Consider the following 13,736-nt stretch of genomic DNA (forward strand, 5'->3'; position numbering starts at 1 on the left):
TTTTCTTCATTCCTTATTTTTTATTTATAAAGTTAAATCGAGAAGGTTTTGTTTCTTTTCTTGATTCATAGTTATTTAATCGTTCACTGAAGTTAATTGGTGCTGCTTTAGTACTTCCTGAAGTTTGAACATCTTGAACTACCTTTTGAGAAACTTGATCCGGTGTTACTGAAGTAGCTCTTTGAACGTCTTGAACTACCTTTTGAGAAACTTGATCCGGTGTTACTGAAGCAGCTCTTTGAACATCTTGAACTACCTTTTGGGAAACTTGATCCGGTGTTACTGAAGCAGCTCTTTGAACGTCTTGAACTACCTTTTGAGAAACTTGATCCGGCGTTACTGAAGCAGCTCTTTGAACATCTTGAACTACCTTTTGGGAAACTTGATCCGGTGTTACTGAAGCAGCTCTTTGAACGTCTTGAACTACCTTTTGAGAAACTTGATCCGGTGTTACTGAAGCAGCTCTTTGAACATCTTGAACTACCTTTTGGGAAACTTGATCCGGTGTTATTGAAGCAGCTCTTTGAACATCTTGAACTACCTTTTGAGAAACTTGATCCGGTGTTACTGAAGCAGCTCTTTGAACATCTTGAACTACCTTTTGGGAAACTTGATCCGGTGTTATTGAAGCAGCTCTTTGAACATCTTGAACTACCTTTTGTTTTACATCGGTGTTTGTTCCCATTGATCCTTGCTGTACATCCTGGATAATAGATTGTCTTGTAGATGTGTTAGTCGGACCTGAATTTGTAACATCCTGACTGATAGTTTTACCTGAACCAGAAGGAATTTCTCCATTTGAAGTAGCTTTAACATTAGCTGCAATATCTTGGCTTTTCGTTGGCATGGTTGCTTCTTGTAACTTCATGGTAGCTAATATTTCTTCATTTGTTCGGCCTTTCCCATTGGAAGCATTCATAGTTGGTGAATCCCCATTATTGGATGCAGAAGTATTATTCACACTATTACCGCTAGGCGTTCCTGACGAGCCTGTATTTTGCTCTGTTTTTCCTTGTAATGTATTTGCTTTGTTTTCGTTTTGAATAGCTTGTGAAGCCTCATTTTCGCTGTTTGGTTTGCTTTGAGCACCAGCTTTATTGCTACCATTCCATCTATCCTTGTTATCCTGTGCTTGTAAAGCACCACTTACAGCCCCTTCATTGAAGCTATCTCTAACCCCTTGAACACCATTAGAAACGGCATTAGTTCCCTGTTTAACGGCGCCTGAAATACCTGAACCAGTACCTTTAAGGGCATCTTCTGCCATTCCACCTAAGCCACGTTCATTCATGTAACCAAGTGCTTTTCCTGCACTATTAACACTACCTTTTAGGCCACCTAATTTTTTAGGACCATTTTGACCATTTTGACCATTGGCATCATCATTTACAGATTTACCGTCTTCATTTGCTTCATCTGCCAATTTATCTTTTGTGCTATTGTTATCTTGTTTTTTACTTGCCATATTAGAAACTGATCCGCCTGCTTTTTTCGCTAGGGATGCAGCTCCTGCAGCTACTCCAAGAGCACCTGCCATTTGTGCAAATCCATCTTTTAATCCAACATCTATTCCGAAATATTTCATAATCGTATTAGATCCTTTTATTAAGATGAATGTAGCCGAAACAATGGCTATTAAATAAATAAAAATATTTACGTCTGAAGATCCTAAGAAAGTTAAAAATATCGTGTAAAAACGGAACATTAAACCGGTAAAACCAATAAGCATAAAGGCGTTACATATATCCATTACTACTTGTTTAGTTCGCTGTCCTGACTCTAAATCAGTCGCAAATACAAATAAGGCTACAATTCGTTTAATTCCAATTTCAATTATCGTTGTGGCAAAAACAAATATGGTGAAGAAATAAGTAAATCCTAAAGCAGTCAATCCTACAAACATTGGAAGGAATTTAGCCGGAAATCTAAAATATCCGGTATCAAAGTTATCCGAGAAGAAAGATAACCAACCATCATCAATTTCCAATGCCTGATATTCCCCTGAAGCATCTGAAGTAAGCGTGTATTTTAAAGCTTCTAATTCGTCCATATCTTCTGCTTCTATATCGCTTATTGAATCTGGTGTAATAATCTCGGCCATATCAACCCGTTTAAAAATACTAGGTTTTAAAGCGTTTTTTTCCGTTCCTTCTGCATCATTTTCTATTATGTCGAAACCATTTTCTGCAACATACACCAAGTCAGCTGTATTTTCCTTAATTAGATTCCAACTTAAACCGGAATTTTCTCCATCTTCACTTGTTTGAGTCGCATCATAGAATTGAGTAGAAACATCTTGTAAAGCATCCATTAAAGTAGGTAATCCTAAAAGTAAGAAAGATGAGATAAATATATTAACTCCTACCGATTTAAAGTTAGGAGGTTGTTTAGCTATTATGGTTTTAAATCCTAGATATACTAAGGTAAGTATCATAAGGACTAACACAAGATCATTCATAATAGCCTTTGATATTCCTTGTAATCCACTATCATCTAAAAAATCTAATAAACTTAAAGTTTCAGGTATTAATCCTTCTAAAGTGGACGTTATAAAATACAATCCCTTTATCAATGCCCATCCTAAAGCATGTAACATATAGGGAAAGAAGGAACCATATTGAAGCCAGTCAGAATGTCCCTTTAAAAATTCCACAATGTCTTCAGTGTCTTCTTCCCACCACCAAGTTATTGCAAAAGCATTTATAGGAAAGAACCAAACGGATAACCCTATAGTTAATAAGCCCAAAGCAAAGAGTATTTTCTTTTTATGTAACTTCATTATTAGCTCCTTTCAAAACAAAAAGAGAACTAATAAATTAGTTCTCCCTTACTTCCATTAGTTCTCTTAATTTTATTATTAGCTGTTTTTCCTCTAATGACATGGCTATTTCTTGTAGTTTGGCATTAGAAGGCAATGAACCATTTTGTCGATACATCATAATCATTTTTTTTATGAATAGGTGATAATTATTAGGGTTTTCCACTGTTGCAATTAAACCAGTCAAGTCTCTTATTACAAGCTCTTCATTACTAACTGTTGACGTTTTTTCTATCTCCTTAATTTCTTCCTTTTGTTTTTTCGCCTGTTGGTTAGCTTTCATATACTTATTTTTCGCTCCTGGATCTACAATGAAATCGGAAAAATCAACATCTAGATCACTTAATTCTAAATTAGAATGTTCGGACTCAATATCAATATCATTAAGATCCTTTGAAGTGTCCAGCCAATGCGTTAGGAATTGCCAACGGTATGGCATGTTTGTTTCTCTTGTGTTGAAAATGGGATAAGGTCTTACTTTTTGTCGGTTATTATCTTGTCTGTGTAAAGAACGAATAACCAATGTTTCCCCTTCAATTAATTGTGATAAGCGATCAAATGTGATAATACGCTGCTGATCTGCACTTTTCGTAATTTTATTATCCATTTCTAAATGTGATTCATTAGAAGATTGATTAATTAATGTTGTATGGCCTGCCTTTTTCGATAATTCTTCAATGGTTTCTTCGTTTGTAGACATAATATAAATGTGATTTTGGCAATTTTCTTTAATTGTGTCTGCTGCTTCTCCATACTTTCTTTTTAATTGCGTGTAAGACTGAAGAACGATATTAAACAAAATATTTCTTCCTAAACAAACCGTTAATACTTGGTCCATATCATCAATTGGCGGCATATTCCCGAACTCATCCATTAAGAATTGAACCCTGGTAAAACATTTTTTCCCTTTTGTATCCGCGCAATTCATTGCTAAATTGGTATATAACTGTTTGGTAAAGATAGAAGCCAATGTATGGTTAGAAGAATCATAGTCAGGAATAATCATAAATACGGCTGTTGGCTTGTCTGAATACTTCATAGAAAGCTTTCTTTTTACTTCAGGGAACGTATTTACACGTTCATTTATAGTAACTTCCCTTTTTAATTCAGGAAGATGTTCGCAATTCTCTTTTTTCTGATAAAGAATGTTTCCATCTTCATCTACTTCCATTTCAAATTTCAATTCATAAATCAATTTATAGGAAGAATGCTCATCCTTATATTTTATAAGGACCAAATCTCCATTTTCTAACTGTTCATTAAAATTTAAACTATACATTCCTTGTGCTTTCACCTTTACTCGATAACTACCGAGTAACGTTTTTTCCTTATTGTTTTTATGAAAAGATAGATCAATTCGTTTATTCATAAATGAATTATTAAGTTGTCCAATTAAACTTTTGGGAAATCCAATTTGTTTTAAATCAATGGAGTTTTTAGAAGTCATTTTGGCGAATAACGGATCAATAAAAGGTTGTAATCCATCGTTTGCGGTAGCCAGAATAGAACCCCTTGTTTTATCTCCTGCAAAGCTTGTAGAACCATAGCGCTTCTTTGCTACATGCCCTTGGGGTAAGCTAGTGAAGAATTCATCTAACGCATTTTTTTCTACAAAATCATCTTCATTTTCTTTGTAATACATCGTTCCAAGCTCATTAAGCATTTCTGCTGCATTAGCCATTGTTATTTTTTCAGGACAGTTATTTTTTACACAGTATTCTACTAATGCCAGGATGATCGCTGTTACAGCATTTTGAGCTCCACTGTTGAAGAAAGCATTATCTCCCGCATTAGGATCATTGTATAAAGAAAAGGTAATAGAGTTAGCAATTTTAGCAGCTTCTTGTTCATTTCCTTGCAGCCAAGCTTCTTTTACTAACTCTAATGGGTTATAACTCATCGATTGTAAAGGATCTTGTAAGTTTAAAACTTGTACATCATATCCCCTTTTTTCCAATGTGTCTTTTGCTCCTGCGTAAAGTTCGCCCTTGGGATCGTTTAATACCATGCTCGATTTTTCTCTTGCGCGGCTTAATATATCAATCATTGGCGTAATGATAATCTCACCCTTACCAGAACGAGAAACCCCTAAAATACAAGTGTTTACTGTATCCGTATCAATAAAGTACTTATCTTTATAATGAGAAATGGGAATGCCGCCAACCCCTTCAAATTCTTTCTCTTTTTCTGGAATGGTTTTATACTGTTCTTCAATTTCCGTAGTTGTCGTAAACCTGGAATCTCCTTTTTGCCCATACGCAATTTCTTTTTCACTCTTATAATTAACTTTAGAATAAATAAAAGCCACTAATAGTAGATCTACAACCGACATAATAAGATATACTTTTCCACTTAATGTAGGACTGAAGGCATTCGCTAAGCGAATATCATTCTCTATCCCTATCTTAAATATATCGAAAGTAGTGGAAGATTCCTTATCCACGTTTGCTATACTCTGCATCACATTAAAAAAGCTTACGACAACGAAATTAAGGAATAAAAACGCAATAAGCGCTACTGATATAGAAACCAGCAACGCCTTTTTATTAATTTTGCTGTTTTTTTCGGGAAGTTCCTCCCCATCCACATTATAGTTATAGGAATGGGATAAGTACTTTCTTTTCTTAAATATCTCTAACATTTGCTCCCACCTTTTCTATATACCCGTTAGAAACATTGTTTCTATAAAATTAAAAGAATCCCTATTTTTTATCTACTACATGAAAGGAAATCCCTTCATGAGAGTTGAAATAGGTCCTATATAGCTCATTTACTTGTTCTTTTTTTAATCCACCAGTTCCACACCCCAAAAAAGGTAGAATGATAGATTTTGCACCACACTCTTCAGCATTTTTAATTATATTTTGTATGCATTTTTCTGCTGATTTTAAAGATGAACGAGTACCAGGAAGATACATAGTTATTGCATGAAATACCTGATTGCATTCTAATTTTCCACTAGAAGTAATAAATACTTCACCAGGCTTCATGAACCTTTTCTTACAGGCTCTTTTAGCTTCTTTTTCAATTCTTGAATCAAAATAATGAATGGATTCTGCTACACCTTTTAACTTGATAAAACGGCCAAGAATTCCACCCATCCAACCTATACCATTAGAAGCATTTACTATGATATCTGCTCTTTGTTTAACTATATCTCCATGAATATAATTGAGCACTTTAACTCCCCCCCTTAGCTTCCAAGCAATTTAGATGCTAGTTTATTTTCATCCCTTTGATAAAGAGAAAGTGCTATATCAGCTTTTCTTGCTTTACTTAATTTCTTTTTATCTTCATCGGGCATCTTTTTATATAGATCCGTAACCTTCTTATCATCTTTGGATAGAATTGCTTCATCAATTTGTCCATATACTGTATCACCGTCAAATGCTTTATTGAATGTGATTAAGGATGCTAAATCTTTGTTTTGATAAAGGGTTTCTTCAATAATTAACAGGCTATCAGAATCTTTATAAAGGGCCATTGCTTCATCATAATTTTTTTCTTGTAATAACTCTTCTAAAGTTGGACTTTCTTGTTTTTGTAGTGCTGCAGCCGTTTCCTGCTCTGCATTCGTACTAGTAGGTGCTTTTGCCTGTGCAACATGATTACTATCTGAATTACTTAATGATTGCCCTACAAAAAGACCACCACCACCTAAAAGAAGTGCTCCTGCAATGCTCGATGTTAGTAATGACTTTTTGCGTTTTTTTGTACTGTTTGATACTTCAGGTTGTTGTTGGTGTTGTTGCGCCTGCTCATAGACCTGTGAAGCCGGCATATTATTTACTTGTTTTACTTCTAAAGTTTTATTAAGTAAGTCATTGTAACGATCAATCATTTTTAGGAAAATTTCTTCGTTCATTCCTGTATTTGTAGTCGTTTCAGTTTTATTTTGAATTGCTTTTAGTTGCTGACGTTGAACTTCAATTCGTTCTCTTTCTATTTCCAATTCCCTTTGTTTTCGTTGTTCTTCCCTTTCTTCTGCTTCTAATTTTCGTTTTCTAGATAGTTCAATGGTCCAATTAGGGATTCTAGATTGAATTTCTTCTTTTAATTCTGTCAGTGCATTTCGCATTGTATTCCAAGTATCATCTACTCTTCCATCTAGTTCTTCTTCAAAGATTCGGATCATTCTTCTCTTCATTTCAGATAATTGATTAACAGAAGCATTTTTCAGATCAAACATCTTATCATCTAAGAAATCATTCATGCTGTTTTCCAGTTCCAGTTGCATATTATCTTTATAAATACCAATTCTAGCCTCTCTTTTTGTATTCAAGTCATTTACAAAAATTGCTTTTTCATTTGCCTGCATTTTCTTAAATTCTTCTAATGCCTTTTCTTGTTCCAGCTCAAATTTTTCTAATTTGTTACTGTACTCTTGTTCCTGTTCTAACTTGAAATTCTCAAATTCAGATTCACTTTTCAAACCAATAGATTGCAACTCTTCTGCATGTTGTTCTTTTGCTGCTTCTCTATAATTAAGTGCCATCGCTTGTTCATAAGCTTGTGATAATTCAGTTTGTGCTTTATCTTTAATTGTTTCTACTTGATTAAGGAAGTAATCTCTTATTAGCTCAAATTTTGTGTCACTTAATGCATTTTTAGCGTAATTAAGAATAACTGTATTTAATTCTGGAATTGTGCTGTCATTAAGTTTATTTAAGCCTAAAAACTTTATAAGGTTTTCATTTTCAAATCGGGCCTTATTTCGATCTACTGCACTATTAATAGAAGACAAATCAATAAATATGTCATAAATCGGGAAAATAACTTGTTCATGTTTTAATTGGCCTTTATCATTCTTTTGAGCACCAGATAAAGTTTCATCTTCTGTAAACTCATCGTATATCATTACTTGTTCTGAAGGCTGTTCTAATTCCTGTTCAGCAAAATCAGACGGCATGTATTCTTGAGTTTCAAAATCATTTAAAGGAAACTCTTCTTCAACACTTTCATTAAATGCTCCAAATTCAGCAAAATCATTGTTATAAGTAGTTGTTTCTGACTCTGTTTCTTCTTTAAAATCTGCCCAAAGGTTAGCCGTTTGTTCTGGAGAAGATTCATAAGAAAGATCATTCATATCAGCAAAATCGTCTTCTATAAAATCACTTTTTACCGAGCTTGATGAATAGTTCTCTTCCTCATCTAGATCTGCAAAATCATTTTTTACTTCTTGTACATCTTCTTCCTGCTTATTTTTCTTAAATTTACTAAAAAGACCTTTTTTGTTTCCCCTTGCTGTACGGCTATTTTCTTTCTCTTCACTTTCATTTTCCGCTGTAAGTTCAATCTGATATTGTTTTTCTAAGTCACTTATTATTTTTTGTGCATCCTCATGACCAGAAGCAATGATATCATCCTCTAAAATATCCATTAGTTTAGGCTCTTTTCCCTCCGGACTAATAGCTTTTTGTTCAAAGGAGTAATCTATTTCATTATCTAAATCATGAACAGTAATAGTGATCTTCATTTCTTTAGTTATCGCTTTTTGCATTTCTTTCATTAATCTATCAGCTTCTGGAAGAGCAAAACCACTTTTATTTTTAAGAGATTTAATCGAGCGAGAAATTTTTTTATCTACTTTTCCAAACGTAACTTTATACATATATAAGCTCCTTTCTTAATTCAAAATAAAAAGGGAGATTTCTAATCTCCCCACTAAACAACGCTTTATTAGAATCCTGCTGTGTCTTGGATAGTGCTTCCTAATGTAGCAGCTCCAAAAAGAATAAATCCGCCAATAATAATATAAATTAACCATTTTTTCGCTGTACGACTTGGTCCTTCACCAAACATGAACATTAAGCCAATGATTGCTAGACACGCAACAATTACCACAAGCCCTATTCCTTGAAGTTTTCCTGTGAATGTACCTAATGAATCTGATACATTATCAAAAATATCGTTATAAACTAAGTTTTGAGCCATTTCTTTTAATTTCATTCTGTAAGCCTTCTTTCACTATTTTTTATCTATATTTATTAATAAGAAACATTGTTTCCTGAAACGCTAGATTCTTCTTTTATTACTTCATCCATAATGAGCTTCATTGCTGCTTCATGAATAGTGCGATCTGTCCACTCTTTATCTTCATCAGACATTACCGCGATTTTCTGTTTTGTAATAACATCTTTCTTCCATTCATTGAAATCAATATTCTTTTTCTTTAAGATCTTTTCAGCAGCTTTTTCTACTGGATTTTCTTTTTTTCTTCCTGCCATTTTCATAACCTCATCTTTTAATATTTTTTAAGTCTATAAGAAGAAAATTGATCCATTATCTCCTTAAAACCTCCATAGTGTTGTGCTAAGTAATAAAAAATGCCACCTAAAGCAAAAATGCCGACAATGAACATCATTATGCGAAACGTATTATTTTCTAACATTTTCTCCACCCATCTTTAACGAACCTGTGAAACGCCAGTTCCGCTAAATTCCCTGTGTAGATCCGGTATTAAGGGAAAGATTTTAACATCAAAAGTTGCTTTAATTGTGTAATCTACTGGATCTCCATAGGAAACCTTCTGGTTTAATTGGTCACTTTCAACAGTAAAATTACCATGATAGTACTTTTTAGAGTATTCATCTAAGTTAGCTACTGCCGTTTCTGTTAGACCACCTTGTCTTTCTATTTGATAGTTAACCTGCTGTTTAAAGGAATTTATATTTCCTAAATCAAAACAGAGCATTGCGAATGAAATTAAGCCCATAAAAAGAGTCAATCCAAGGAACCATTTAAAAAATTCCATAACTGCTCCTTCTTGCATATATCAGCCCTCCTTTTAGAAATTGAGAGTTGAAAGGCTCGATATTAGTATTGCAATAGCGAAGCCGACAACAATAATAAAAGATGACATTACGATTTTTGTAGGAAAGAATACAAACCTTCTTAATTTAAATGCTATAATCTCATCTATTCCGTTTATCAATTCTTCACTAGATATCTTTCCCAACTCATCAATTACAGAAGTATCGAACGTGCTTTGTTGAAAGTCGAATATTGTACTCATAAAGAGCACTGACATATCCGTTCCACTGGATCTATTTGCATACTCAATAAACGGCTGTATATCGTTTGGCTTACTACTCATCTGACTCATTAGCCGATAGAGAGAATTTCTGTCCTGTTCATCCTCTAAACGCTGCATAATTTTATTAAAAACAGTATATAGGGATACTTGCCCCTTACTTTGTTTTAAATACGGTATTAATAGCCTTGTAAATTTAGAAAACTGTAAGTGTCTTTGAAATCGCCAAGTTGTATATTTAGACCGGATATTTTGGTACTTTTGCTTATAAAAAATCAAAGTACCTGCAAGCATTCCAAGGTATAGCCATTTAGTGAAGAATAAACCAAAAAAGAAAAAGATCAGCATGACCATAAAGGATTGTATGAGTCTTTTCTTCTGGAACTCATCAATACTCTTTGTACTATTGCCCATATCCTGAAGCATCGGGTAAAGATCTTTCTCTGCAATCGCTCGATAAAACTTTTTACTCTTGGTTGTTTGCTTGGTAATTTTCATAACGATACCTCCAGCACAGAATCATCAAAAAGGTACGTAGAAAACTTCCGGAAAAATTGCCCCATTAATACCATATAAATGCCGCAAGTAATCCACCCTATAGGCTGTCTTGCAAAATCATTTACATAAGTACTAAATCCAAAAGAAAAAGAAACAGCTAATACGAATATAACAACAACGCCACCAAGCATTTTCATATCCTTTAGATGGCTTATCTTCTTGTTTTCATATTCATTCTGTTTCTTTTTCATATCATTATGATAGGTTTTAATATCTTTTAATGTATCAATGTTAGCTCTTCCTTCAAGCATTGCGGTTTCTAACTGTTCAATATATTGAGTGAATATAACATCGTCTTGGTATTTATCCTCAACAGTTTTAAAAGCCTTCTTTATCTGGTTATTATCAGCACCAATCAACCTAGCTTGTAGTTCATTAATGTCTTGCTTAAATTCCCCTTCAGTCCTGGCGTTAGCTGTTTGTAAAGCCCTGGTGACTGTTTTTCCTTCGTCCGTTAAAATCTGTGTCATATTGTTAACAAATTTATTCCTTTGAGCAAAGGATTGATATTGATAAGCTTTTGCAACACTCTTAGGTAGAAATACTTTCATACCGTATAAAGCTCCTAAAACAGCCATTATTAACGATATCCACCAATAATAGAGTAATAAGAAAGAAAATGCCGCAAATATTAGAGCCGGCATTCCTACATAGTACACATAATCTTTTGTTTTTAATGGCTTTCCATAGGCTACCTTATAAGCATTTAGTTCATCTACATTTAAAACACGTTTTTTTCGTGTGTTTAGTTTCTTTACGTTTTTATTAACCTTCACTGATAATAAACACCTCCCTTTTTCTTAGCCTGAAAGGTAATAGAACAGGAGTGTAAGGATGATAAATCCAATTTCTAAACCGAGTAATAAACCCAATAGAAATTTCCAATTCATTATAGGATATTTAATCTTTCTGTTTGCTTTTGGAAACTAACTACGCGGGTAAATTCTTGATTTTCGGGAAAATCAACTTCTATTCCTTTTTCAGAAAGAAGATCCTTTAATTCAACCGATATCTCACCAGTTGAACAAGTAAATTTCCCATCATTAAATCGTTGCTTGAAAATGGTTTTATCTCCATCTTCCTTAAATTCTACAACTTCATCCAAATACCTTATAATTTGATTGTCATATTCCACGCGTTTTATATGAACACCAAAATCAAAATATCTTCTAATATCTCCTTCTAATGCTTCTTCTGATACGGAATATCCCATTTTAGCCATGTTTATAAGCCTTTTAGGGATAGCTCTAGCATTTATGGCATGCAAGGAAGTTACAATGTGATGACCGGATAAAACAGCTTGTATCATTTCATATGCTTCCTGACCCCTGGTTTCTGAAACTAAAATCCATCTTGGGTTATTTCGCAATGCAGCCTTTACTAAATCGGTAATAGTTACATCCGCACTAGTTAGCCATGAAAGGATATCCTTGTCTGGAAACATTTCTTTTAAGAATGTTTCAGCTGTATCTTCAATTAATACAATCTTGTGCTTGAAATCCATAAATGAAGCTAATAACTTCTGAAACTCTGTTTTACCTGTTCCAGTCTCACCACTAATTACAATATTGGTCCTAAGTTTTATAAATTTCTCAAAGAACTCATACATAAATTCCGGAGCAAAATCATTAAAGTTGTCCTTCCTTAAAGCTAATCGCGGCCGGACAACACGAAGGCTCATTGTGGTTCCTGCTGTACTATTTTGCCCATGTACAGCATTGATACGGATATTACCGAATTTACCATCTAGAATAGGATTTTTAGGTGTAAAATCCTTTCCATTAGCATTCGCAAACTTTTGTATAATCCTTATAATATAGTCCTCTGTTATCTTCTGGCTTCCTGTGTACTTCATTTTTTTATCGTTTGTTTCAATAATTAAATCCGTCCCATTATAGCCGATATCTGTAACAGTTTCGTCCCTAATGATATCTTCGATAATACCTGTACCAACCGTTTCTTGTACGATATATTCTACAAGTTCATCATTTTCTCTTACTACATGTTGATGATCTTTTATAACAACTTTTTTTAGTTCTTCCCTTGCGGAAGGATCTAAAAGCCCCCTAACAATCAATTCTGCATTTGATTGAATCAAAGACTCTTGTACATTTTTTAAAATTTCCGGTTTTATTAATGGTGCCCTATCTCTTGGCCGTTTATCTAGCAATGTATCTCCTCCCTTATGATTCTGAAACACTAACTTTCGCTGTTGCTTGGTAAGTATTTACATCATCTTTTATAAGGACTTTAATAGCCTTTGTAGCTCCATTTTCATTATCTAAATATTTAAATTCATAAGTTGCTGTTTCACTTATTTTCACATTCTTATTTGCAGCCATTCTTTTTTTAAAATCTTCTTCAAAACCATCCTTAGAAATATAAAGTTCACCAGGATTGATTCTAGAGCTATTATCAGCGTTATTAATGGCACTTGTTCTTACTGTTTCTGTAAGCCCCATTACTACTGAATCTTGTTTATAGTTGGTTTGATAATACATACCTGTAACAACTATTAAAATAATTCCTGCAATCATTAGCCATAATGTATAAGGAATGTCTCTAAGCATACATTAGTAATCCTTTCTAAAGCGCTAAAAAGGTGTAACTACTTTTGCAATTACACCTATATATCAATTTAGCTAAATAGACCTAAAACGCTGGAAACGACTCCTGCGGCAGAAGGGATTGAATCAAACACATAATCAATTCCCTTTTGAAGAACTTCTGGATACTTTACTTTTAAAATACCAATTGCAGCTCCTCCAACTACTAAAGCACCTATCATCCACCAAGCACGATCTGAATTTGTTTCTAACATATTTTGTCCACACCTTTTTCTATAAATTTTTGAATTAAAAAAGGAATGCACTGTAATCATGCATTCCTAAGCAAAACATTTTTAAGCTGCTTTATATGTAGCAACTTTGGCCGCCCCTGTAGCTACTGCTTTTCCTGCCGCAGCCGAGCTAAAATGAGCATAATTTACAACCCCTAAAGCAGATCCAAATATAACTTCTATAATGCCATCGATCTTATCCTTAACGAAGGTTGCTAACAGGTCAAAACTAAGGTTGTCCATATTAAACTTTGGTATTTCAAAGTTAAATTGATGTCCAGATAACATAGTTTCTAAACCTGTTATAAGGTTATACTCTAACAAATGGCCAACACCCTTGATAATTAGAGAAGCACAGATTAAATAGACAGCCGTCATTATTAATGAACGTTTGGCCGAACTATAGGTTAGTACACCCATATTATCAACCACCTCTCTGTTAGTTTGGCAGGCATTTTAAGGAATACCTAGCCGCGTCATACTTAACA

Annotated in this window: 14 protein-coding genes; all 14 read right to left on the reverse strand. The window is 33.9% G+C overall.

Annotated features, from left to right (window positions below):
• Positions 1–13 precede the first annotated feature (13 nt).
• The gene (locus CEQ21_RS00240) at positions 14–2,779 is read right to left on the reverse strand and encodes a pLS20_p028 family conjugation system transmembrane protein (protein ID WP_185762670.1); all 2,766 of its coding nucleotides are present in this window, start codon (positions 2,777–2,779) and stop codon (positions 14–16) included.
• A gap of 37 nt (positions 2,780–2,816) precedes the next feature.
• A complete protein-coding gene (locus tag CEQ21_RS00245; RefSeq protein ID WP_185762671.1) occupies positions 2,817–5,459 on the reverse strand; it encodes a VirD4-like conjugal transfer protein, CD1115 family in 2,643 nt (880 codons plus the stop codon).
• A 61-nt stretch (positions 5,460–5,520) separates the two neighbouring features.
• Positions 5,521–5,997, reverse strand: coding sequence for a macro domain-containing protein (locus tag CEQ21_RS00250; protein ID WP_235907124.1), 477 nt, complete (start codon positions 5,995–5,997; stop codon positions 5,521–5,523).
• Between the two features lie 14 nt (positions 5,998–6,011).
• On the reverse strand, positions 6,012–8,429 hold the full coding sequence (locus CEQ21_RS00255; RefSeq protein ID WP_185762672.1) for a hypothetical protein: 2,418 nt from the start codon (positions 8,427–8,429) through the stop codon (positions 6,012–6,014).
• A gap of 68 nt (positions 8,430–8,497) precedes the next feature.
• Positions 8,498–8,767: a TrbC/VirB2 family protein gene (locus CEQ21_RS00260; protein WP_185762673.1), complete on the reverse strand. Its 270-nt coding sequence runs from the start codon at positions 8,765–8,767 to the stop codon at positions 8,498–8,500.
• Between the two features lie 38 nt (positions 8,768–8,805).
• Positions 8,806–9,045, reverse strand: coding sequence for a DUF5415 family protein (locus CEQ21_RS00265; RefSeq protein WP_185762674.1), 240 nt, complete (start codon positions 9,043–9,045; stop codon positions 8,806–8,808).
• A 17-nt stretch (positions 9,046–9,062) separates the two neighbouring features.
• Entirely contained in the window at positions 9,063–9,209 is a 147-nt protein-coding gene (locus CEQ21_RS00270; protein ID WP_185762675.1) for a hypothetical protein, read from the reverse strand.
• Positions 9,210–9,224: 15 nt separating this feature from the next.
• Positions 9,225–9,590 carry a hypothetical protein gene (locus CEQ21_RS00275; protein ID WP_185762676.1) on the reverse strand — a complete coding sequence of 122 codons (366 nt, stop codon included), beginning with the start codon at positions 9,588–9,590 and terminating at the stop codon, positions 9,225–9,227.
• 15 nt (positions 9,591–9,605) lie between these two features.
• Positions 9,606–10,349, reverse strand: a complete 744-nt coding sequence (locus CEQ21_RS00280) for a hypothetical protein (protein ID WP_185762677.1) — start codon at positions 10,347–10,349, stop codon at positions 9,606–9,608.
• The gene (locus CEQ21_RS00285) at positions 10,346–11,185 is read right to left on the reverse strand and encodes a hypothetical protein (RefSeq protein WP_185762678.1); all 840 of its coding nucleotides are present in this window, start codon (positions 11,183–11,185) and stop codon (positions 10,346–10,348) included. The genes CEQ21_RS00280 and CEQ21_RS00285 overlap by 4 nt, the downstream gene beginning before the upstream one ends.
• 113 nt (positions 11,186–11,298) lie before the next feature.
• Positions 11,299–12,579, reverse strand: coding sequence for a CpaF/VirB11 family protein (locus CEQ21_RS00290; RefSeq protein WP_185762679.1), 1,281 nt, complete (start codon positions 12,577–12,579; stop codon positions 11,299–11,301).
• A 13-nt stretch (positions 12,580–12,592) separates the two neighbouring features.
• A complete protein-coding gene (locus tag CEQ21_RS00295; RefSeq protein WP_185762680.1) occupies positions 12,593–12,979 on the reverse strand; it encodes a hypothetical protein in 387 nt (128 codons plus the stop codon).
• Between the two features lie 68 nt (positions 12,980–13,047).
• Positions 13,048–13,230, reverse strand: coding sequence for a hypothetical protein (locus tag CEQ21_RS00300; protein ID WP_185762667.1), 183 nt, complete (start codon positions 13,228–13,230; stop codon positions 13,048–13,050).
• Between the two features lie 81 nt (positions 13,231–13,311).
• Complete coding sequence (locus CEQ21_RS00305; RefSeq protein ID WP_185762681.1) at positions 13,312–13,668, reverse strand: hypothetical protein; 357 nt, start codon at positions 13,666–13,668, stop codon at positions 13,312–13,314.
• Between the last annotated feature and the right edge of the window lie 68 nt (positions 13,669–13,736).

This window comes from Niallia circulans, assembly GCF_007273535.1.
Taxonomy (GTDB): Bacteria; Bacillota; Bacilli; order Bacillales; family Cytobacillaceae; genus Niallia; species Niallia circulans_B.